Origin of the sequence: Enterobacter cloacae complex sp. 2015409 (assembly GCF_041365315.1) — a bacterium.
In the GTDB taxonomy this organism is placed as follows: Bacteria; Pseudomonadota; Gammaproteobacteria; order Enterobacterales; family Enterobacteriaceae; genus Enterobacter; species Enterobacter pseudoroggenkampii.
The window spans coordinates 364,963-387,531 of sequence record NZ_JBFTVM010000001.1; the positions used below are offsets into that span (position 1 = coordinate 364,963).

Genomic DNA, 22,569 nt, shown 5'->3' on the forward strand with positions numbered 1-22,569 from the left:
TGATTGATGTCGGTATTAAAGAAAAACAGCGCCAGACAGCGTGACCAGGAGCGCGCGCGACTGATCTGGCTTCTCACGACCGATAAAGCGGTCACCTCTACGCTATTAGGCAAACTGACCCTGGCTGAGCAATATGATGTCGGCACCCTGGCCGACGATATTGCTGAGGTAGGTGCGCTGGTTGCTCACTTACCCCCGCCGGATCTGGCGGATACCCTGGAAGCGCTTCCCTCGGAAGAACGTCACGCCCTGTGGCGTCTGGTGCAGGATCACGAGCGCGGGCAGGTGCTGCTCGAGGCCTCTGAAAACGTCTGGGACGACCTGATCGACGAGATGAGCGACCGGGATATTCTTGACGCTCTGCAAACCCTGGATATCGACGAGCAGATTTACCTCGTTCAGCACCTGCCGCGCAACCTGACCGGCCGCCTGCTGGCGTCACTGCCTGCCGATGAACGCGCGCGCGTGCGTCAGGTTATGCACTACGAGAAAAACAGCGTCGGCGCGATCATGGAGTTCGGCGTTATCACGGTGCGCCCGGACGTGACGCTGGGTACCGTGCAGCGCTACCTGCGTCGCCTGGGAAAAATGCCGGACAACACCGATAAACTGTTTGTCACCTCCCGGGATAAAACCCTGCTCGGCGAACTGGAGCTGAAAACCATCCTGCTCAACAGCACCCAGCGGAAGGTGAGCGAGGTGATGGAAAACGAGCCGATGGTCTTCTCCCCGGAAGACGATGCGGAGAAAGCGGCGCGTACCTTCGAACGTGATGACCTGGTGAGTGCCGCCGTTGTGGACTCCGTCGGCAAACTGATGGGGCGTCTGACCATCGATGAGATCGTTGATGTGGTCTACGAAGAAACCGACAACGATCTGCGTGCGCTCGGGGGGATCAGCGCCGAAGATGACGTCCATGCCTCCGTCGGCAAGGCGGTGAAAACCCGCTGGGCGTGGCTGGCCATTAACCTGTGTACCGCCTTTATCGCCTCCCGGGTGATTGACGGTTTTGAACACACCATTTCGCAGCTGGTGGCGCTGGCCTCGCTGATGCCGATTGTGGCCGGAATCGGCGGCAACACCGGAAACCAGACCATCACCATGATCGTCCGCGCGCTGGCGCTGGAAAATATTCAGCCCGGTAACTTCGCCTTTCTGATCTTCAGAGAGATGGGCGTGGCGCTGATCAACGGCCTGGTATGGGGCGGTATTATGGGCGGCATTACCTGGTGGCTGTATGACGATATGGCGCTGGGTGGGGTGATGATGCTGGCGATGGTGCTAAATCTGCTGGTGGCATCGATGATGGGGGTCATTATCCCGCTGACGATGACCAAACTGGGGCGCGACCCCGCGGTGGGGTCGAGCGTGATGATCACCGCCATCACCGATACCGGCGGTTTCTTTATTTTTCTTGGGCTGGCGACGATTTTTCTTCTTTAAGCCGACGCTTAATGCGGGCGGGGAGTAGCGCCATAACGATAATCCCGCCCAGCACGCCAATCGCCAGATTGCCGGTTGATACCGTGGCGGCAACGGTGACCAGCATGACGACCGTTTCTGCAATCGGGGCCGTTTTCAGCGTGGCGGGCTGTAGGCTGTGCCAGCTGAAGGTTTTGACGGCGACGATCGCCATAATGCCCGCCAGCACCGCCATCGGGATGTTGGCCATCACGTCGCTGAGTGCCGTGACCAGGATCAGCAGCACAATGCCCGCTGCAAGGGTTGAAATGCGGCTTCGGCCTTTTCCCATCTCCACGTTAACGATGGTTTGCCCAATCATCGCGCAGCCCGCAATACCACCGTAAAATCCGGCCAGAATATTGCCGACGCCTAATCCAATGCTTTCGCGGCGTTTACCTGACGGTGTCGCGGTCAGCTCATCCACCAGCTTTGCCGTCAGCAGGGATTCCAGCAGGCCGACAAACGCGATGCTCAACGCGCACGGCCAGATAATGCTCAGCGTCTGTGCATTGAGGGGGACCAGAAGTTCGGTAAGACCCGGTAAACCGCCGCTCATGGAGCCTTCATCGCCCACGGTCGGAAGGATTTGACCGGTTGAAACGGTGAACACGGTAAGCACAACAATCGCAATCAGCGGGGAAGGGATGCTTTTGATATAGCGCGGCACCCACAGCACGATCAGCAGCGTCAGCACGAACAGGCCCACAATCAGCGGGCTTCGGCTCCAGAAATGGGGAACCTGCGCAAAGAAAATCAATATCCCGAGGGCGTTAACAAACCCGGTCATGACCGACTGGGGAATAAAGCGCATCAGCCTTGCCATGCCCAGCACGCCAAACAGAATCTGAATCACGCCTGCCATCAGCACGGCGGGAAGAATGTACTGTACGCCGTGCTGATGCACCATGGGCCCAATAACCAGCGCTACGGAACCGGCCGCGGCCGTGACCATCGCCGGACGGCCGCCCAGCACGGACAGGGCAAGACACAGCACCACGGAGGCGATCAGGCTGACCTTCGGGTCAACGCCCGCCACCACCGAAAATGAGATGACCTCGGGGATCAGCGCCAGGGCGGTAATCACGCCCGCCAGCGTTTCACGCGTCAGCTGCTTAGGGGAACGCAGTACGTTGGCTACGCGGTCTTCGGGGGATACGGCAGAATGGGGTAAGGACATAACATTTCGCTGGTTAGGGCAGGCTTCCGTGCGCGCGATCACAAAACGCAACATACTAGCCAGTAAAACCGCGCTTTACCAGACGCATCGATAATTCCTCACAAACAATCCATCATTAAATTTCACAATTACAATAATTTCGTAACCTTTAAACAATATTTAAAAGTTGTTACCGTGCCCCGCAGCTTTTTTCACCTGCAATTTCCACGCATCAAGCACTTTTACACTAAGGCATAAATTATGAAAAAAATGACTGCCATGCTCTTTTCTCTGGCCGTGGGGCTTAACACCGTCTCTATGGCGGCGAAAGCTGACGCACCAAAAGAGCAGGAAACGGACGTCCTTTTAATTGGTGGCGGTATCATGAGCGCCACGCTGGGAACCTATCTGCAAGAACTGCAGCCGGACTGGTCAATGACCATGGTCGAGCGCCTTGACGGCGTGGCGCAGGAGAGTTCGAACGGCTGGAACAACGCCGGTACCGGCCATTCGGCACTCATGGAACTGAACTATACGCCGCAGAAAAAGGACGGTTCCATTAGTATCGAGAAGGCGGTAGAGATCAACGAAGCATTCCAGGTTTCTCGCCAGTTCTGGTCTCATCAGGTCAACAGCGGCGTGATGCACGACCCGCACTCCTTCATCAACACCGTACCGCACATGAGCTTTGTGTGGGGTGAGCAGAACGTCAACTTCCTGCGCGCGCGCTACGCCGCTCTGCAGCAGAGCACGCTGTTCCGCGGGATGAAATATTCTGAAGACCACGCGCAGATTAAAGAGTGGGCTCCGCTGGTCATGGAAGGTCGTGACCCGAATCAGAAAGTGGCGGCGACCCGTACCGAAATTGGTACCGACGTTAACTACGGTGAAATTACCCGTCAGCTGGTGACGTCTCTGAAGAAAAAAGAGAACTTCAACCTGCAGCTCAGCACTGAAGTGCGTGGTTTCAAGCGCAACGCGGATAACAGCTGGAGCGTGACCGTTGCCGATCTGAAAAACAACGAAGCCGAGCACGTCATCAAGGCGAAGTTTGTCTTTATCGGTGCGGGCGGCGCGGCGCTGAAGCTGCTGCAGGAGTCCGGTATTCCGGAAGCTGACGACTACGCGGGCTTCCCGGTGGGCGGTCAGTTCCTGGTGTCCGATAACCCGGAAGTGGTGAACCGTCATCTGGCAAAAGTGTACGGTCAGGCCTCTGTTGGCGCACCGCCGATGTCTGTTCCGCACATCGACACCCGTATGCTTGACGGCAAACGCGTGGTGCTGTTTGGGCCGTTCGCGACCTTCTCCACGAAGTTCCTGAAAAATGGTTCCCTGTGGGACCTGCTCAGCGCAACCACCACCTCTAACGTCAAGCCGATGATGGACGTGGGTCTGGATAACTTCGACCTGGTGAAATACCTGATTAGCCAGGTGATGCTCTCTGACGACGATCGTTTCGAGGCGCTGAAAGAGTACTATCCGCAGGCGAAGAAAGAAGACTGGCGTCTGTGGCAGGCGGGTCAGCGCGTACAGATCATCAAGCGCGATCCGAAAGAGGGTGGCGTGCTGCGTCTGGGTACCGAAGTGGTAAGCGATAAGGATGGCACCATCGCCGCGCTGCTGGGTGCGTCACCGGGTGCGTCTACCGCTGCGCCAATCATGCTGCACCTGATGGAAAAAGTGTTTAAAGATAAAGTCGCCAGCCCGGAATGGCAGGCGAAGCTGAAAACCATTATTCCATCCTATGGCACGAAGCTGAACGGCAACGTGAGCGCGACGGAGCAGGAGCTGGAATACACCAGCCGCGTACTGCAGCTGCAGTACATCAAACCGCAGGCTGCGGATGCTGCGCCAAAAGCGGAGCTGAAGCCTCAGCCGGAAAACAAACCGGTTGCGGATATCGCGCTGTAAGGTAAAAAAGCCGGGTGGCGCTGACGCCTACCCGGCCTATGTTCGGTGTTGTTTTGTAGGTCGGGTTAGGCGAAGCCGCCACCCGACTTTTAACGTACTACCGCTTGTCCGACAGTCTCTTCTGCCTTCCACACGCGATACTTCACTTCCACGTTTTCAGGCGTATAGACCACGATCGGCAACTTGCTGTTGTAGCGCAGCAGGCTATTGTCGCCCAGATACGCCGTCACAAATTTCTTCTCTTTCTTGCCATCCGGGCAGGCCATCATGGTGGAGACCGGCGAGGTGACTTTATCAAAGACGTAGTAGTCGTAACCCCAGCCTTCAAGGGTTTTGCTTTCCAGCTGACCACCCAGGCGATGCTGGTTGCAGTCCACTTCCAGCGTCTTGCCAATTAACAGCTCCACTTTGAAATTCGCTTCATCCTGCTGTGCCGGCAGCTGAATCACCTGACGCTTCATCCCTTTATCCGCTTTCGGATACGGGGCGACTTTTTCCAGCGGCTGCTCTTTAGGTGTTTCGCTGGCGAAAGCACTGGTGCTGACACACGCGGCGGCGATGAGTGCGATGGCAAATTTAGGTGCGTTTTTCATTGTCATTCCTTTATGTCAAAACGATCCTGCACAGGTTAACATATCAATTATGAATGATTGGTGTTATTTACTTACATTTTCAATATGAATAGCGTAATAAACCACATATTTGCCATTTAGGTAGATGTTTGTACTGGCGTGGAGTCCGGCAGGCGTTTGTGTTATTTTAGATCCTCTATAATGTTATTCATCTGTAAAAGGGAAGAGAGATGGTTCGAGCAAAACTGAAAACGCCTGAAGGCCGCAAGTTCCTCCTGGCGCTGCTGGTCGTGTTTATGATTGCTGCCGCATGCGTGGGGCGGGCCACCATTGTTGGCGTCATCGAACAGTACAATATTCCTCTCTCTGCCTGGACAACCAGCATGTATGTCCTGCAATCGGCGATGATTTTCGTCTACAGCCTGGTGTTCACCGTTCTGCTTGCCATCCCGCTGGGCATTTTCTTCCTGGGCGGTCGTGAGAAGCACTAAGCCTTCTCCTCAGATAATGAAGCCAGCCTGCGGGCTGGCTTTTTTTATATCAGATGATTTTTATTCGCATTTCCAGGATATTCTGTTTCGAACAAGACTGTTCGACATAAAGCAGGAGATGCGCAATGTTATCCCGGTTTGCAACGCTCAGCCGGATCCCGAAAGGAGTCTGGGTTGTGGGCGGCGTCAGTATGCTGATGGATATCTCTTCGGAGATCATTCATAGCCTGCTGCCGTTGTTTATGGTTACGACGCTGGGCGCCAGCGTGATTTTCATTGGTTTGATTGAAGGCCTGGCTGAGGCCACGGCGCTGTTTATCAAGGTGTTTTCCGGCGCAATCAGTGACTATCTGGGCAAGCGTAAAGGGCTGGCGGTTCTGGGCTACGGTCTTGGCGCGTTGAGTAAACCGCTGTTTGCTATTGCCTCTTCCTCCGGCATGATCCTTGGGGCTCGCTTAATCGACCGGGTAGGGAAGGGGATCCGGGGTGCGCCGCGCGATGCGCTGGTCGCTGACGTTACGCCGCCGGAACTCCGCGGCGCGGCCTTTGGTTTGCGTCAATCGATGGACACCATTGGCGCATTTCTCGGGCCGTTGCTGGCCGTAGGCTTAATGCTGCTGTGGAACGATGATTTTCGTACCATTTTCTGGATCGCGGTGATCCCCGGCGTGCTCGCCGTGGCGCTGCTTTTCTTCGGCCTGCATGAGCCGAAAACCCCTGTCGAGCATAAACGCACGAATCCCATCAAAAGAGAGAACCTCAGGCGCCTCGGGAAAGACTGCTGGTGGGTTATTGGTCTGGGGGCCATCTTTACGCTCGCTCGTTTCAGTGAAGCATTTCTTGTGCTTCGCGCTCAGCAGTCGGGTGTGCCGCTGGCGCTGATCCCGCTGGTGATGGTGGCCATGAATCTGCTCTATTTCCTCTCTGCCTATCCGTTTGGCAAGTTATCTGACGTGATGAGCCACACCCGATTACTGCAGTGGGGGCTGGTGGTGCTGACTGGAGCGGACATTGTGCTGGCGCTGAGCACCCACTGGTCCGGCATTATTTTAGGTGTTGCGCTTTGGGGGATACATATGGGCATGACCCAAGGGCTGCTGGCGGCAATGATTGCGAAAACTGCACCTGCGGATCTGCGCGGAACCGCCTACGGCATTTTTAGTCTGGTCAGCGGCGTGGGATTGTTAGTCGCCAGCCTGGGGGCAGGAGCCATCTGGGAGACGTTTGGCGCAGAATATACGTTCTATGCCGGAGCGGTGATTTGTCTGGTTACGCTGGTTTACCTGCGCAAAACGCCGGACGAGGCGAAATAAAAAAACCAGCCATAAGAGGCTGGTTTTCAATGTGATTTTGGTCGGCACGAGAGGATTTGAACCTCCGACCCCCGACACCCCATGACGGTGCGCTACCAGGCTGCGCTACGTGCCGACGCATGAAAAGAATACTACTCGATTCCGTTTTGAATGCAAGGGAATCCGTCGCTAACTGGTTTATTATTAATCAGTTAGCGATGAAGCGCTTCTCATCCGTCAGAACCTGCAGCAGCAGGCTCAGCTGCGGCTTCTGGTCTTTCAGTCGTTCACCCTGCAGGTTATACGTCTGATAATTCCCGTTGTTGTTCAGCACCAGCGTCAGCTTCGGCGTAGTCACCACCAGCGTATTATTACCCGCAGCCGTGACCCAGTTATGGCGGCGCGCGGCGCTGAAGAGATCCTGGCCCTGCGAATACTCGTTTGCTGGCGTGCTGACGTGCAGCAGGCGTTGCATCAGGGTGGTCATCACATCTTTATGCTCGGTAAGCATATTGATGCGCTGCGCCGGGGTGCCCGGCCAGTGGATCACCAGCGGAACCTGCAGGTTCGGGCGTGACCAGCTCATACTCTTCGTCTCGTCACCTAACGGGACGCCATGACCTGCGGTCACGATCACCACGGTGTTATCCAGCTTGCCGGACTCACGTAGCGCGTCAAGCACGCGACCAATCTGCGCATCAACATCACCCGCCGCGCGGCCGTAGCGGCGCGCAAAATCATTCTTATTGCTGTTTGCAAGCGTTGTGCCGTTAAAGGCAACCCATGAGAACCAGCGGTTATCTTCCTGGGCGTAGCGCTGCAGCCAGTTTATCCATTGGCTGGCGGTCTGCGCATCAGACTGATTTTGTGCCGTCGGCAGTGAGAAATCAGACAGCAGCGCCTGACGGTAGAGCGGGCTGTTAAAGCCATCGGATGAGAACAACCCTAACTGATAGCCCTGCTGATTCAGCCCGGTGATCAGCGCCGCAGGTGTGCGGGTAGACAGTACGCCGTCCATATAGCCGGCTGAAATGCCATAGAAGAGGCCAAAGATGCCCGCATCGGTTGAGTTACCGGAGCTCATATGCTGAGTAAACGAGACGTTTTGACTCGCGAAATTGGCCAGCGCAGGCATCTGCTTCTCGTAACGGGAATAGTTCAGTCCATCGACGGTGATAAGCAGGACGTTTTGGCCTCGTCCCATATCGCGGTAGTTCAGGTCGCTCAGAGGATACTGCACGCTGACGGCTTCCGGGTTACCCTGCTCGATAAGACGGCGCTGATATTCCTGCGCATCAAGCAGGCCGTGTTTTTCGAGGAAGCGACGGGCCGTCATCGGATATGAGAGCGGCAGGTTCGCGCGCTGCATGGTAATAGGACGATAGAAGTTCGCATCCGCCCAGATATACATGATGTGCGAACTGATAAAGGAGACGAAGAAGAGCGCGGCGACGGGCTTCGCGTAATGGCGTCGCCGGGTCAGGCTACGCAGTTTTTGCCAGCTCCAGGTGGCAAACAGCATCTCAATCAACAGGATCACCGGGACGCTGATAAACATCAGCTGCCAGTCACGGGCCGTTTCGTTCTGGTCGGGGTTAATCACCAGTTCCCAGACGATGGGGTTGAGATGCAGGTGGAAGCGGGTGAACACTTCACTGTCGATAAGCAGCAGCGTCATCCCCACCGTCGCAAGGATGGCGGACAAGAATCGCATCAGACGCTGCGACATGACGATAAACGTCAAGGGGAACAGGATCAGCAGATAGGTGGCGAAAACCAAAAAGCTAAAGTGACCGACAACGCTTATCCAGGAGTAGATACGCCCGGTGAGCGTTGTTGGCCAGTCTGCGACAAACAGATAACGACAGCCAATGACCGTCGCCAGCAGAATGTTGAACAGGGCAAACCAGTGCCCCCAGCTGACCATCTGGGAGACTTTTTCACGGTAGCGCTGACGATTCGTCACCATAAACTGTTGTTCGTATCCCTTAATGGGCCGGGTCGTTGCTGACGGACGACTGTAAAGCCTGGGCGAAAGATTTTGCGATCGCCTGACGCTGAGCCGGAGCAACGCTGGTGTTAATCAGGTTGGTGACCATATTTCCCAAAACCATCAGGGAGAGATCGGTCGGCGTTTTATGTTTTTCCAGTACGTTGACCAGCTCACTGAGCAGTTGTTCAACGTGTTCATCACTGTAGCGGGAATGTTGTGGCATAAATCAAAATCAGTTTGTTGATGAAAGGGCAACATATTACCGTAGCAACAGCTTTTTTTCCCCTTTTTTATCTGTTGTTGCACACATGTCCTGGTGGTGGTTGAATACCGCCCGGTCTAAAAGGAGAGTTTATCATGAGTCTGGAAATCAACCAGATTGCCTTGCACCAGCTTATCAAGCGTGATGAGCAAACCCTTGAAGTGGTGCTGCGCGATTCGTTACTGGAACCCACGGCGACCGTTGTGGAGATGATGGCAGAGCTGCATCGCGTCTATAGCGCCAAAAATAAAGCCTATGGCCTGTTCAGCGAAGAGAGTGAACTGGCCGATAGCCTGCGCCTGCAGCGCCAGGGTGAAGAGGATTTCCTGGCGTTTAGCCGTGCGGCAACCGGGCGTCTGCGCGACGAGCTGGCGAAATATCCGTTCGCCGACGGCGGGATCGTGCTGTTCTGCCACTACCGCTATCTGGCGGTCGAGTATTTGCTGGTTACTGTACTGAATAACTTAAGCAGCATGCGCGTGAATGAGCAGCTGGACATCAGCTCGACGCATTATCTGGATATAAACCATGCGGATATCGTGGCGCGTATTGATTTGACCGAATGGGAAACCAACCCGGAGTCGACCCGCTACCTGACATTCCTGAAGGGGCGCGTGGGCCGCAAAGTGGCGGATTTCTTTATGGACTTCCTCGGTGCCAGTGAAGGGCTTAACGCCAAAGCGCAGAACAAAGGGCTGCTCCAGGCGGTTGACGATTTCACAGCAGAAGCGCAGCTCGATAAATCCGAGCGCCAGACGGTGCGCCAGCAGGTTTACAGCTACTGCAACGAACAGCTGCAGGCAGGGGAAGAGATTGAGCTGGAGTCGCTGTCAAAAGAGCTGGCCGGCGTCAGCGAAGTCAGCTTCCAGGAGTTTACCGCAGAAAAGGGCTATGAGCTTGAAGAGAGCTTCCCGGCGGATCGCAGCACGCTGCGCCAGTTAACCAAGTTTGCCGGCAGCGGCGGCGGGTTAACCATCAACTTTGATGCGATGCTGCTGGGGGAACGTATCTTCTGGGATCCGGCCACCGATACGCTGACCATTAAGGGGACGCCGCCGAATCTGCGCGATCAGCTTCAGCGCCGCACCTCGGGCGGTAAATAGCAGGCACAAAAAACCCCGCAGAAGCGGGGTTTTTTTCGACAGGTTTGCGATTACGCGCGAACGAAGTCGATGTGAGTCAGTTTTGGCTTGAACGCGTGACGCTGAACAGCCTGAACTTTCACTTTTTCTTCTTTACCGCCAACAACGATGGTCAGAACTTCGCTGTAGAATTCAGCTTTGGTCTGCAGGTTCCACAGTTTGTCGTGATCCAGTTCGATTGCAACTGGAGCAGCTTCGCCACCGTAAACGATAGCCGGGAACTTGTTAGCGGTACGCAGGCGGCGGCTCGCACCCTTACCCTGCACGTTACGTACTTCTGCTTCGATAGTAAACATTGATTTCTCTCTGTATTTAAAACCCTACTACAGGCGACCCAGCAGCAGGTGAGTGTTCTGCCTCACGGATGTGAAGCGGGCGGCATTTTATACTCAAATGCCCTTCACATCAATGAAAAGTCCCGTTACCCGCGCAATTCGTTGGCGCGACGGAAGCGACCTTCGTAGTCAAAGAGTTTCTCGCGCACCTGCCAGAACTGGCCTTTCTTACGGGCGACCACAAAATCCGGATGGCGCAACAGCACCTGCTGGCGCACGATATCGGCCACGGTGATCCAGCGCAGGGGCACGCCCGGGGTGCGGGTGTGCGGGCGGATAAACAGCTGTTCGAAGGCCGTTCGCTGAGCAGGCGTCTGGACCCGGAAGCGCTCGCTGACGTCCGCCCCGTCTTCGTCGTAATAGGTGATTTTCAACCATTCGCCTTTTTCATCGGCGCCGGGCTGCAACGCCATGCCGGAACAGCGCAGTACCAGCGCATCTTTCAGCTTTAATGCTGCTTTCAGCATGTCGTCCGGGTCAACCAGCACCGTGTCACATTCCCGACAGCGGCGAGCGGCAATGTCGTTTTCGGCGTTGCACTGCGGGCAGTTTTTAAAGCGGAAACGAAAATCGCACTGCTCGCGATGCCCGTCATCATCTTCAAACCAGCCCTGACAGCGGCGGCCAAAATGTTCGATCAGCGTGCCGTCGGCGGTGGTTTTGCCCCAGAAAGTGTTGGCAAACCCACAGGCAGGGCAAAAGACCTGCACGGGCACGTTGTCGCTTTTCCCTTTTGGCGCGCCGACTTCAGGCGTATAGAGATCGTGCGGGTTACCTGCATAATCCAGAATCAGGCAGTCGGTTTTCCCGGGGGCCAGGCGCAGGCCGCGGCCAACAATTTGCTGATACAGACTGACCGATTCGGTCGGGCGTAAAATGGCGATCAGGTCGACGTGCGGGGCGTCAAAGCCGGTGGTCAATACCGACACGTTAACCAGATAGCGGAACCGCTGGGCCTTAAACGCGTCAATCAGGCTGTCGCGCTCCGGGCCGGGCGTCTCGCCGGTGATGAGCGCCGCGTCGCCGGAAGGCAGTAACCCGGTGATTTCCCGCGCGTGCTCAACGGTGGCGGCAAAGATCATCACTCCTTTACGCGTCGCGGCAAACTCCTCTATCTGGCTGATGATGTGCGGCGTAATACGTTTCTGCTTTTTCAGCTCCTGGTTAAGATCCGCTTCGCTGAATAACCCGTTGCTTTGCGCCTGCAGGCGGCTGAAGTCGTACTGCACCACCGGCATATCCAGCCGTTCAGGCGGCGTCAGGTAGCCATGTTTAATCATGTAGCGCAGCGGAAGCTCGTAAATGCAGTCGCTAAACAGGGCCTTGTCATCGCCGCGCACCATGCCGTGATAATGGTAGCGATAGATCCAGCCTTTCCCCAGGCGAAACGGGGTCGCCGTCAGGCCCAGCAGGCGCAGGTGAGGGTTCACCTCTTTCAGGTGTGACAGGATTTGCTGATACTGGCTGTCGTCGTCATCGCTGATGCGGTGACATTCGTCGACAATCAGCAGCGAAAATTCGCTGCGAAACAGATCCAGATTGCGGGCCACCGACTGCACGCTGCCAAACACCACTTTGCCGTGGCTCTCTTTACGCTTTAGCCCGGCGGCGAAAATGTCGGCTTCCAGCCCAAGTGCACAATACTTGGCATGGTTTTGCGCGACGAGCTCTTTAACGTGCGCCAGTACCAGCACGCGACCGCGGGCCAGACGCGCCAGCTCGGCAATGACCAGGCTTTTGCCTGCGCCGGTCGGGAGCACAATCGCCGCCGGCTCGCGATGTTTACGGAACCAGGCGAGGGTGGCGTCAACGGCTTCCTGCTGATAGGGACGAAGTGTAAAAGTCATGGGGTCTCGGTTTCGTTATTCCGCACATATACCCGTCATACTTCAAGTTGCCTGTGCGTTGGCTGCACTCGTTCACCCCGGTCACTTACTTATGTAAGCTCCCGGGGATTCACTCCTTTGCCGCCTTCATGCAACTCGAATTATTTAGGGTATAGATAGTATGCCACGAAACTTTTTCCCTTGAGTGGCGCAACCAGACCATTATACTGAACCGTTCCAGACTGCTTCTTTTTTCGGACCTGTTGTCCGACTTCCTGCACCATTAAGGCTAAAAAGATTTCATGCGACTTGATAAGTTTATCGCTCAGCAACTCGGCGTAAGCCGCGCTATTGCCGGGCGCGAAATTCGCGCCAGCCGCGTTACCGTGGATGGCAACATTGTGAGAGACAGCGCCTTCAAACTGCAACCTGACCATCAGGTGGAGTATGACGGCAATCCGCTGACCCAGCAGCATGGTCCGCGCTACTTCATGCTCAATAAGCCGGAAGGCTACGTCTGCTCAACGGACGATCCGGATCACCCGACGGTGCTCTATTTCCTCGACGAACCGGTGGCGCACAAGCTGCATGCCGCAGGCCGCCTCGATATCGACACCACCGGTCTGGTGCTGATGACCGACGACGGGCAGTGGTCGCACCGCATCACCTCTCCACGCCACCACTGCGAGAAAACCTACCTCGTGACGCTGGAGTCGCCGGTGTCGGATGACACGGCAGAGCACTTCGCGAAAGGCGTTCAGCTGCATAATGAAAAAGATCTGACTAAACCGGCGGTGCTTGAAGTCATCACCCCGACGGAGGTCCGCCTGACCATCAGCGAGGGGCGCTACCATCAGGTGAAACGTATGTTTGCCGCGGTGGGGAACCACGTTGTTGGCCTGCATCGTGAGCGGATTGGTGCGATCGAACTCGATCCCGACCTGGCGCCAGGCGAATATCGCCCGTTAACGGAAGAAGAGATCGCCAGCGTCGGTCTGCCTTCGCACTAATTTCAGGAGAACTCTGTGACCACCAGGCCACACTCGTCGTTCAAAATCGTCTTCATTCTTGGCCTGCTGGCCATGCTGATGCCGCTGTCTATTGATATGTACCTGCCTGCGCTGCCGGTGATTTCTGCACAGTTTGGCGTTCCGGCGGGCAGCGCGCAGATGACGCTCAGCACCTATATTCTCGGCTTTGCCCTCGGCCAGCTTTTTTATGGCCCGATGGCGGACAGCCTTGGACGCAAGCCTGTCATTCTGGGCGGGACGCTGGTCTTTGCGGCCGCTGCGGTTGCCTGTGCGCTGGCGCAGACCATCGATCATCTGATTGTCATGCGCTTCTTCCACGGTCTGGCGGCGGCAGCGGCAAGCGTGGTGATTAACGCCCTGATGCGCGATATCTACCCGAAGGAAGAGTTCTCCCGCATGATGTCCTTCGTGATGCTGGTGACGACGATTGCGCCGCTGGTGGCACCCATGGCCGGTGGTGCGGTGCTGGTGTGGTTTAGCTGGCATGTGATTTTCTGGATCCTGGCCCTGGCCGCGCTGCTGGCCTCCGCGATGATTTTCTTCTTTATTGATGAAACGCTTCCCGTCGAGCGCCGGCAGAAATTCCACATCCGAACCACCATCGGCAACTTTGCCTCGCTGTTTCGCCACAAGCGCGTGCTCAGCTATATGCTGGCAAGCGGGTTCAGCTTCGCCGGAATGTTCTCCTTCCTGAGCGCCGGGCCGTTTGTCTACATCGAACTGAACCACGTTTCGCCGCAGCACTTCGGCTATTACTTTGCGCTTAACATCGTCTTCCTGTTCATCATGACCATCATCAACAGCCGCTTTGTCCGGCGGGTGGGGGCTCTGAACATGTTCCGCGCCGGGCTGTGGATACAGTTTGTGATGGCGATCTGGCTGGTGGTGAGCGCGTTTCTGGGCGTGGGCTTCTGGGCGCTGGTGGTCGGCGTGGCGGCTTTTGTCGGCTGCGTGTCGATGGTGTCATCCAATGCGATGGCGGTGATCCTGGATGAGTTCCCGCACATGGCGGGGACCGCATCATCTCTGGCAGGGACGTTCCGCTTCGGCATCGGCGCTATCGTTGGCGCGTTGCTTTCGATGGCCACCTTTACGACGGCATGGCCCATGCTGTGGGCGATGGCTTTTTGCGCAACCAGCTCGATACTCTTCTATCTTTACGCCAGTCGACCGCGAAAAGCGGCCCACTAAAACACAGAGAAGGCCCGGCAGGGCCTTTTTTGTTGATGCATATCAACCAAACCCTCGTTCGTTTATTCCGTGTTTGTTTATTTTATGTAAAATCTATTTGTGTAAAAAGTCACATCATTGTATTCAAAAAGGTTGAGTTAGATCGCAGAAACGGGTACATATAGCGCCGACGCGAGCCTGGAAACGGATAAAAAAGCGCTGAATAGTGCAGGCTGGCGATGATGTGTTACTATAAATGTAAATAAATTGTGAAGTAAATTTTGCTTCCGGGGAACGAACGTGAATACATTACAACTCTCCATTGTCCATCGCTTGCCCCAGAGCTATCGCTGGTCGGCGGGTTTTGCAGGTTCGAAAGTTGAACCGATTCCGCAAAACGTCGCGGGCTCCGAAAATTGTCTGGTGGCACTCAAGCTGTTGAGCCCGAGCGACGAAAATGCATGGCGGGTGATGGAGCGTCTCAGTCAGGCCCTGACGGATATCGAAGTGGACAGCTCCGTCCTGGAGTGTGAAGGTGAGCCATGCCTGTTTGTGAAAAGCCAGGACGAGTTTGCCGCCACCTGCCGTCTGAAGAATTTTGGCGTTGCCATTGCTGAACCTTTCTCCGGTCAGTACCCGTTCTGACCGCTAGTCTGCCGACAACAGCTGGCGCGTGTAGCGCTGCGTTGGCGCGCTAAATACGCGCTGGCACTCACCCTGCTCGACCACTTCTCCCTGTCGCAACACTATCACCTGATGACATAGCGCCCGCACCACCTGTAGATCGTGGCTGATAAAGATATAGGCCAGCCGGTGCTTTTCCTGAAGCCCTTTCAGCAGGGCCAGGATCTGCGCCTGAACGGTTCTGTCCAGCGACGACGTCGGTTCATCCAGAATAATCAGCTCCGGTTTCAGGATCAGCGCGCGGGCAATGGCGATACGCTGGCGCTGCCCACCGGAAAATTCCGCAGGGTAGCGGTGGCGCGTCTCGGGATCTAGACCCACTTCGGCCATGACCCGAATGACCTCCTGCTCGCGCTGCTGAGCGCTCAGGCCGGGCTGATGCACGCGCAGACCCTCTTCGATAATCTGTAACACGCTGAGCCGCGGGTTAAGCGAGGAGTTAGGATCCTGAAACACCACCTGCATGCGGGGCCGCACGGGCAGCATCTGACGGCGGTTCCAGCGGTGCAGCGGCATATCGTCAAAGAGGATCTCGCCCTGGGAGGCGATCAGGCGCAGCAGCGCCAGACCGGTGGTGCTTTTACCCGAGCCGGATTCGCCCACCAGCCCCAGGGATTCTCCCGGGCTCAGCGAGAAGCGGATGTTTTTCAATACCGGGTTCCGATCGACAATGCGCCGCAGAATACCTTTGCGGATCGGGAACGAGACGGACAGATCCTCAACGCGCAGCAGCGGTGTGCTGTCAGCCGTGAGAGGAACCGGGTCGCCGGAGGGTTCGCTGTCAAGCAGGCGCTGCGTATAGGGGTGCTGCGGCGCGCTCAGCAGCGTTGACGCGGTATTCTGTTCAACACAGCGTCCGTTTTGCATCACCGCGACGCTGTCGGCCAGCTTTCTCACAATGCTCAGGTTATGCGTAATAAACAGCAGGCTCATGTTCAGCTCGTCACGCAGTTCCCGCAGCAGCGTCAGTATTTGCGCCTGTACCGTTACGTCCAGCGCCGTTGTGGGCTCGTCGGCAATCAACAGTTCGGGGCGCGTGAGCAGGGCCATGGCGATCATCACGCGCTGGCGTTCGCCGCCGGAGAGCTGGTGCGGAAAATCATTCAGCCGTTTGGCCGCGTTGCGTATGCCTGTTCGCTCCAGACAGTCCAGAATTTCTCCCCGTGCGGCCTCTTTGCGCATCCCCCGGTGCAGGGAGAGCACTTCATAGAGCTGTTTCTCCAGGCTGTGCAGCGGGTTGAGGGAAACCATCGGCTCCTGGAAGATCATGGCGATTTTGTTGCCGCGAATGCCGCGCAGGGTCTGTTCGTCGGCGTGCAGCAGCGAGCTGCCGTGAAAGAGAATATCCCCTTGCGGATAGCTCACCGGCGGAGAGGGCAGCAGCCGCAGGATGGAGAGCGCCGAAACGCTCTTGCCTGAACCCGATTCACCCACCAGGGCCAGCGTTTCACCGGGCTGGATCTGCAGCGACAGGTCGGTGACCACGGTGCGCGTCTCGCCCTGCGTTGAAAAAGCAATCGACAGGTTGTCAATACTCAGAAGAGGCTGGGTCATTTTATACCGCCTTGTTCGGATCGAAGGCATCGCGCACGGCTTCGCCAATAAAAATCAGCAGCGACAGCAGCACGGCCACGGACAGAAAGGCGGCTATGCCTAACCACGGTGCCTGCAGGTTGTTTTTGCCCTGCAGCAGCAGTTCGCCGAGCGACGGGGAACCCAGCGGTAGCCCGAAACCAAGAAAATCCAGCGAAGTGAGGGTGGTGATGGAGCTGCACAGAATAAACGGCAGGAAGGTGAGCGTTGCTACCACCGCGTTGGGCAGCATATGGCGGAAGATGATCCCGCGGTCACTCACGCCAAGCGCCTGCGCGGCGCGAATATAGTCGAAATTTCGGGTGCGCAGAAACTCGGCCCTTACCACACCGACCAGCGCCATCCAGCCGAACAGGACGGTGATGCCTAATAGCCACCAGAAGTTGGGCTGAACGACGCTGGAAAGCAGGATGATCAGAAACAGCGTCGGCATGCCTGACCAGACTTCAATAATCCGCTGGCCCCACAGGTCAATTTTCCCGCCGTAGTAGCCCTGAACGGCGCCCGCCACGACGCCCATTACGCTTGAGAAGATCGTCAGCATCAGCCCAAAGAGAAGCGAGATTCGCGTGCCGTACAGGATGCGGGCCAGCACGTCGCCGCCGTTCGCATCGGTTCCCAGCCAGTTTTGCGCGGAGGGCGGGGAAGGGAAGGGGGTCGTGGTGGCGAAGTTAATGCTGTTTGCGCCAAAGCGCACCGGTGCCCAGAGCGCCCAGCCGTGCCTGTCGATTTGATCGCGAAGCCACGGATCCTGATATTCAGCCGGGGTCGCAAACGGGCCGCCAAAGTCGCTTTCGGTGTAGCTGGCGATAACCGGCACGTACCAGCGGTCGTTAAAATGCACCAGCAGCGGTTTGTCGTTGGCGATCAGCTCCGAACACATGCTTAAGGCAAACAGCACGGCAAAAATCCACAGCGACCAGTAGCCGCGGCGGTTGTGGCGAAAACGGGCCCAGCGGGCCTGGTTGACGGGGCTTAAACGCGGCATCAGCGGCCCTCAAAATCGATTCGGGGATCGACCAGCGTATAGCTGATATCACTGATGATATTCAGCAGCAGGCCAATCAGGGTGAAAATATAGAGTGTGCCAAACATCACCGGATAATCGCGCGACACGGTAGCCTCATAGCCCAGCAGCCCCAGGCCGTTGAGCGAGAACATCACCTCTATCAGCAGCGAGCCGGTAAAAAACATGCCGATGAACGTGGCCGGAAATCCGGCGATCACCAGCAGCATGGCGTTGCGAAACACGTGTTTCCACATGATCTGCTTCTCGCTCACGCCCTTGGCGCGGGCCGTGACGACGTACTGTTTACGAATTTCATCGAGAAAGGCGTTTTTGGTCAACATGGTCAGGGCCGCAAACCCGCCGATGACCGTTGCCAGCACCGGCAGCGTGATATGCCAGAGGTAGTCGGTGATTTTCTGGTACCAGGGCAGGGAACTGAAATCGGCGGAGACGAGCCCTCGCAGCGGGAAGAGGTCGAAATAGCTTCCCCCGGCAAAAAAGACGATCAGCAGGACGGCAAACAGAAACGCCGGGATGGCATAGCCGATGATAATGAACGTGCTGCTCCAGATATCGAACCGGCTGCCGTTGTACACCGCTTTGCGGATCCCGAGCGGTATAGAGACCAGATAGATAATCAGCGTTCCCCACAGCCCCAGCGTGATCGAAACCGGCAGGCTTTGCTTGATCAGCGTCAGCACTGACGCACTGCGAAACAGGCTATCGCCAAAATCAAAGCGGATGTAATCCCAGAGCATTTTGAAATAGCGCTCGTGAATCGGTTTGTCAAAGCCGTAGCGGTGGGTGATCTCGGCGATCACTTCCGGATCCAGCCCGCGTCCGCCGCGGTAGTGGCTTTCACTGATATTCCCTACGCCGGTTCGCGCATGGCTGGTGCCCATCCCTTCACCGCCGCCGCCGGGCATGCCGCCGCTGTTGCCAAATTCAATGGCGGCAATGGCCTGATCGACCGGCCCACCGGGGGCGATTTGCACGATAAAAAAGTTAATCGTGATGATGGCCCACAGGGTGGGGATGACCAGCAGCAGACGGCGGAGAAGATAGGCACCCATGATAATTCCTTATCGCCGCTCAGCGGGAAGTCTGGCGGCTTTGTTAACGTCATACCACCAGGTATCAAAGCCCAGGGAGTAGACAGGGCGCACGGCAGGCACGGAGAACTTATCCCAGCGCGCAAGGCGATCTTCGCCCATATACCACATCGGCAGCATGTAGTAGTTCCAGGTTAAGACCCTGTCGAGGGCGCGCCCGAGCGGCAGGAGCTTTTCTTTATCCCCCTGCGCCGCCACGATTTTCGCAATCAGCGCGTCAATCGCCGGGCTTTTTACCCCCGGCGCGTTGTACGAGGAGTCGATGTAGCTGGAGGCCCAGGAGATTTGCAGGTCCGAGCTGGGCCACGGCTGGGCGGGCCACAGGCGCTGCATCATGTCGTAATCACGGCTGCGCATGCGGCTGGTGATCTGCGCGTTATCCACCTGGCGAATGTTCATGGTCACGCCCAGCCGCTCAAGATTGTGCTTAAACGGCAACACCCACTGATCGTTGCCTCCGGACGAGAGCAGCAGCTCAAAGCTGAGCGGCTTACCCGTTTTGGCATCCACACGCTTTTGATTTTTCAGGTGCCAGCCCGCGTCATCCAGCAGCTTGCTGGCCTTCAGCAGGTTGTCACGGTCGTAGCCGTCACCCTTCGATGCGGGCGGCTGAAACACAGTGGTGAACACCTGTGGCGGAACCTCCGCTTTTAGCGGCGCCAGCAGGACCAGCTCGTCGGCTTTCGGGTAATCGCGCGCGGCGTACTCGGTATTCTGAAAATAGCTGTTGGCGCGACTGTAGGCACCGTAAAACAGCGCTTTGTTCATCCACTCAAAATCAAAGGCCAGGGAGATGGCTTCCCGCACCCGGCGGTCATTAAATACCGGACGCTGAATATTAAACGCCAGCCAGCGGGTGTCCTGGGCAGACTCATTTTTGTGCTCGTCTTTGACGATATAGCCTTTTGCGAAGTTTTTGCCGATATAGCGGGTCGCCCAGTTTTTGGCGCTGCTCTCGACGCGCAAATCGAAGGCCCCGGCTTTGAACGCTTCAAATGCCACGTTATCGTCGAGGTAGTAATCATAGCGAAGGGTGTCGAAGTTCCAGCGTCCGCGGTTTACCGGTAGATTGGCCGCCCAGTAGTCTTTGACGCGGGAATAGACGACATATTGCCCCATGCGCCAGTCGGTAATGCGGTAAGGGCCGCCAGCCAGTGGGGGAGTCGAAAGGGGATCGCTCAGCTTATGACTTTTCCAGAACGATTCAGGCATTACCGGCAGCGAGAAGAGGCTCAGCATGTTCTCTTTGTTGGGTTCGCTCAGCTCGATGCGCACGGTGAGCGGCGCAATGGCTCTGACGGACGCGCCCTTATATACGATGCGGAACTGGGGCACGCCTTCGGTCATGAATTTATGGAAGGTGAACGCAACGTCGCTGGCTTTAACCGGTGTGCCATCGTGAAAACGTGCCCGCGGGTTCAGCGAGATTTCCGCCCAGGCGAAGTTATCGGCGTAACGCACGTTCTCGGCAATCAGCGGATAGTAGCTGCCGGGTTCATCGTCAGAGGTGACAAAGAGCGTATCGTAAAGCGATTCCGTCCGCGCTGCCGCCACGCCGCGCAGGGCGAAGCGGTTGAAGTTGTCGAAGGTTCCCGTGGCGGAAAGCGTCACCTTACCGCCCTTCGGCGCGGCAGGGTTGACGTAATCGAAGTGCGTAAAATTGACTGCGTATTTTGGCTCGCCAATTACCGCGAAGGCGATATTTTCTTTGATGGCTTGCGCCTGGCTGGACAGGCTGGTGAATGCCAACATCAGCAACATAAAGCGCATAAGCATCTCGCGGCGGCTCCCTCTTTTACAGACCGGCTCGGTTAAGCTGAATAATAAGTGACGTCGCGGACAATGTGAAATTAATCGCCCTCGGGCGAAATATCAGGACGCCATTCGCGGAACTGCGCCAGCGGCATCGGACGGCTAATCCAGTATCCCTGCAGGAAGTTAACGCCATGTTCGCGCAGCCAGGCCGCCTGTTCCGGCGTCTCTACCCCTTCGGCGACGGTCGACATATTCAGTCGTCTTGCCAGCGTCAGAACGGCATCCAGCACCGGCGACGTCACGGTCTCAGTACCGATCGCATTAACAAAACCACGGTCTATTTTGAGGTAGTCCATGGTGAAATGCTCAAGATAAATCAGCGCGCTGTGGCCGGTTCCAAAATCATCAATGGCGATTTCAAACCCTTCGTTATGCAGCCATTCGAAGAGGCTGTTGGCTTCCCGATGATTCAGCATGTCGCGTTCGGTAATTTCCAGCACGATCTGGAAATAATCCGGCGGCAGTAGCGCTTTGAAGGTGCGCATATCGTCCTTGAAGCTTTCCGCATGCAGATGCCCCGGCGCAATGTTAATGCCCACCTTGGCACCCGGGGGTAACAGCGTTTGTAACACGGGTGCATCGTGAATGATAAGGTCAAAGAGATGCAGCGTCAGCGGCACGATCAGCTTCTGCGCTTCGGCAAAATTGATAAACGCGTCAGGCGGAATTTCCCCCATTGTCGGGTGCTTCCAGCGCATCAGAACTTCAAGCCCGGTCATTTTGAGCGATTTGGCATCAACGACGGGCTGATAGACCACGTAAAACTGGCCGCGCTTAATGGCGCTTAAAATCTCTTTACCCGGGTTGAGCCGAATGCTGAGGATGTAGTAGTTGAGCGATCCGGCACAAATGCCGCATACCAGCCCGAAGAACACGGCGTAGAGAATTTCATCGCTGGTCCATGCGTCCGCATACAGGTTGATGGTCAGGGGGACGTCTTTCAGCGTCGCCGTGCGGACCGGGATGTCATGTAATTCGTGCGCATGAACCAGGGTACTGGACTGGGTCGACAATGCGTTATCGCCGATGATGATGGCTATACCCGCGAACTCGTCCTGGCGCTCCGTGTAGAGCAGGTAAGGCGTCAGATTAATATTCACTGAAGTGAACACACCGCCGCCCTTTACTAATGGGTTGCGGTACCAGATCGCAATTGCAGGTTCATCAGGCAGCATGGGGGTACCCGGGAGCAGCGCCATATCGATCGGTTTATCGATATTCAGCTCAGGTATCAGCGTTTCCATCGGGACATTCATCGGGCCTGTGGCGGAAGAGCAGAACGCCATTTTGTCCCTGACCAGCAGGAAGGCGCGAACGTTAATGCTGAAGGCTGCGCGAGAGGTGAGTTCCTGATTAACGTCGTGGCACGTGTTCAGCGTGAGGGGCTGGAGAACATTGACCGCTTTTTTTAAATCGTCGAAATAGCTCCCCATATAGGCGCTTACATCATTCACCAGAGTGTCGAATTTGACTTCCCGCTTGTGGTAACTCCAGGAAAATTGCAGGGAACCCAGGAGCAGGGCGGTGATGAGACCCGTGATAATACTGAGGATCAGTATCTTACGATTACTGGAGAAGTAGCGGGTGAGCATAGACGTCGTGATTCCTGAAATGCCGCTGGATGTATTCAGTGTAATGGGCAAAAAAAAACACTGCCGAAGCAGTGCTTTTTTTCATTATATCATCAGCCAAGGGATAACCAACGATACAA

General features: G+C 56.3%; 19 protein-coding genes and 1 tRNA gene. 8 read left to right on the forward strand and 12 right to left on the reverse strand.

Features of this window, described 5'->3' with window-relative positions; all coding sequences use genetic code 11:
- Positions 1-6: 6 nt before the first annotated feature.
- Positions 7-1,443: a magnesium transporter gene (gene mgtE, locus ACDO57_RS01665; protein WP_021241530.1), complete on the forward strand. Its 1,437-nt coding sequence runs from the start codon at positions 7-9 to the stop codon at positions 1,441-1,443.
- Here the strand turns inward: mgtE and ACDO57_RS01670 are convergent.
- Positions 1,406-2,695, reverse strand: a complete 1,290-nt coding sequence (locus tag ACDO57_RS01670) for a SulP family inorganic anion transporter (protein WP_370883444.1) — start codon at positions 2,693-2,695, stop codon at positions 1,406-1,408. The two genes, mgtE and ACDO57_RS01670, sit on opposite strands and share 38 nt — an antisense overlap.
- Before the next feature lie 186 nt (positions 2,696-2,881).
- Here ACDO57_RS01670 and mqo point away from each other — a divergent pair, with 186 nt between their 5' ends.
- On the forward strand, positions 2,882-4,531 hold the full coding sequence (gene mqo, locus ACDO57_RS01675) for a malate dehydrogenase (quinone) (protein ID WP_032646585.1): 1,650 nt from the start codon (positions 2,882-2,884) through the stop codon (positions 4,529-4,531).
- Between the two features lie 89 nt (positions 4,532-4,620).
- Here the strand turns inward: mqo and eco are convergent, their stop codons facing one another.
- Positions 4,621-5,124 (reverse strand): serine protease inhibitor ecotin, encoded by a 504-nt coding sequence (gene eco / locus ACDO57_RS01680; protein ID WP_048991686.1) that lies wholly within the window; start codon positions 5,122-5,124, stop codon positions 4,621-4,623.
- 209 nt (positions 5,125-5,333) lie between these two features.
- Between eco and ACDO57_RS01685 the strand changes: the two genes are divergently transcribed.
- Together ACDO57_RS01685 and ACDO57_RS01690 are read left to right on the forward strand one after the other, a co-directional pair.
- Positions 5,334-5,594, forward strand: coding sequence for a DUF2534 family protein (locus tag ACDO57_RS01685; protein ID WP_008500962.1), 261 nt, complete (start codon positions 5,334-5,336; stop codon positions 5,592-5,594).
- Positions 5,595-5,719: 125 nt separating this feature from the next.
- Positions 5,720-6,907 carry an MFS transporter gene (locus tag ACDO57_RS01690; RefSeq protein ID WP_370883445.1) on the forward strand — a complete coding sequence of 396 codons (1,188 nt, stop codon included), beginning with the start codon at positions 5,720-5,722 and terminating at the stop codon, positions 6,905-6,907.
- Positions 6,908-6,945: 38 nt separating this feature from the next.
- Here ACDO57_RS01690 and ACDO57_RS01695 read toward each other — a convergent pair.
- The 3 genes from ACDO57_RS01695 to ACDO57_RS01705 form a co-directional block, all read right to left on the reverse strand.
- Positions 6,946-7,022 (reverse strand) — tRNA-Pro (locus ACDO57_RS01695).
- 72 nt (positions 7,023-7,094) lie between these two features.
- Complete coding sequence (gene yejM / locus ACDO57_RS01700) at positions 7,095-8,855, reverse strand: LPS biosynthesis-modulating metalloenzyme YejM (protein ID WP_370883446.1); 1,761 nt, start codon at positions 8,853-8,855, stop codon at positions 7,095-7,097.
- A 19-nt stretch (positions 8,856-8,874) separates the two neighbouring features.
- Entirely contained in the window at positions 8,875-9,102 is a 228-nt protein-coding gene (locus tag ACDO57_RS01705) for a YejL family protein (protein WP_008500958.1), read from the reverse strand.
- Between the two features lie 134 nt (positions 9,103-9,236).
- Between ACDO57_RS01705 and yejK the strand changes: the two genes are divergently transcribed.
- Entirely contained in the window at positions 9,237-10,244 is a 1,008-nt protein-coding gene (gene yejK, locus ACDO57_RS01710) for a nucleoid-associated protein YejK (protein WP_008500957.1), read from the forward strand.
- Positions 10,245-10,294: 50 nt separating this feature from the next.
- Here the strand turns inward: yejK and rplY are convergent, their stop codons facing one another.
- Positions 10,295-10,579: a 50S ribosomal protein L25 gene (rplY, locus tag ACDO57_RS01715; RefSeq protein ID WP_008500956.1), complete on the reverse strand. Its 285-nt coding sequence runs from the start codon at positions 10,577-10,579 to the stop codon at positions 10,295-10,297.
- Positions 10,580-10,704: 125 nt separating this feature from the next.
- Complete coding sequence (locus tag ACDO57_RS01720; protein WP_370883447.1) at positions 10,705-12,465, reverse strand: DEAD/DEAH box helicase; 1,761 nt, start codon at positions 12,463-12,465, stop codon at positions 10,705-10,707.
- 281 nt (positions 12,466-12,746) lie between these two features.
- Here ACDO57_RS01720 and rsuA point away from each other — a divergent pair, with 281 nt between their 5' ends.
- From rsuA to ACDO57_RS01735, 3 genes are all read left to right on the forward strand, one after another.
- The gene (gene rsuA, locus ACDO57_RS01725) at positions 12,747-13,454 is read left to right on the forward strand and encodes a 16S rRNA pseudouridine(516) synthase RsuA (RefSeq protein ID WP_061714742.1); all 708 of its coding nucleotides are present in this window, start codon (positions 12,747-12,749) and stop codon (positions 13,452-13,454) included.
- Between the two features lie 15 nt (positions 13,455-13,469).
- Positions 13,470-14,666, forward strand: a complete 1,197-nt coding sequence (locus ACDO57_RS01730) for a Bcr/CflA family multidrug efflux MFS transporter (RefSeq protein ID WP_045402783.1) — start codon at positions 13,470-13,472, stop codon at positions 14,664-14,666.
- 279 nt (positions 14,667-14,945) lie between these two features.
- The gene (locus tag ACDO57_RS01735; RefSeq protein WP_024908185.1) at positions 14,946-15,290 is read left to right on the forward strand and encodes a YejG family protein; all 345 of its coding nucleotides are present in this window, start codon (positions 14,946-14,948) and stop codon (positions 15,288-15,290) included.
- Between the two features lie 3 nt (positions 15,291-15,293).
- Here the strand turns inward: ACDO57_RS01735 and yejF are convergent, their stop codons facing one another.
- The 5 genes from yejF to ACDO57_RS01760 form a co-directional block, all read right to left on the reverse strand.
- A complete protein-coding gene (gene yejF / locus ACDO57_RS01740; RefSeq protein WP_370883448.1) occupies positions 15,294-16,883 on the reverse strand; it encodes a microcin C ABC transporter ATP-binding protein YejF in 1,590 nt (529 codons plus the stop codon).
- Between the two features lies 1 nt (position 16,884).
- Entirely contained in the window at positions 16,885-17,910 is a 1,026-nt protein-coding gene (locus ACDO57_RS01745; RefSeq protein ID WP_024908183.1) for an ABC transporter permease, read from the reverse strand.
- The gene (locus tag ACDO57_RS01750; protein WP_370883449.1) at positions 17,910-19,004 is read right to left on the reverse strand and encodes a microcin C ABC transporter permease YejB; all 1,095 of its coding nucleotides are present in this window, start codon (positions 19,002-19,004) and stop codon (positions 17,910-17,912) included. Before ACDO57_RS01750 ends, ACDO57_RS01745 begins: the two co-directional genes overlap by 1 nt.
- Positions 19,005-19,013: 9 nt before the next feature.
- A complete protein-coding gene (locus ACDO57_RS01755; RefSeq protein WP_148769120.1) occupies positions 19,014-20,819 on the reverse strand; it encodes an extracellular solute-binding protein in 1,806 nt (601 codons plus the stop codon).
- A 74-nt stretch (positions 20,820-20,893) separates the two neighbouring features.
- Entirely contained in the window at positions 20,894-22,450 is a 1,557-nt protein-coding gene (locus ACDO57_RS01760; protein WP_024908180.1) for a cyclic di-GMP phosphodiesterase, read from the reverse strand.
- Positions 22,451-22,569: the final 119 nt, after the last annotated feature.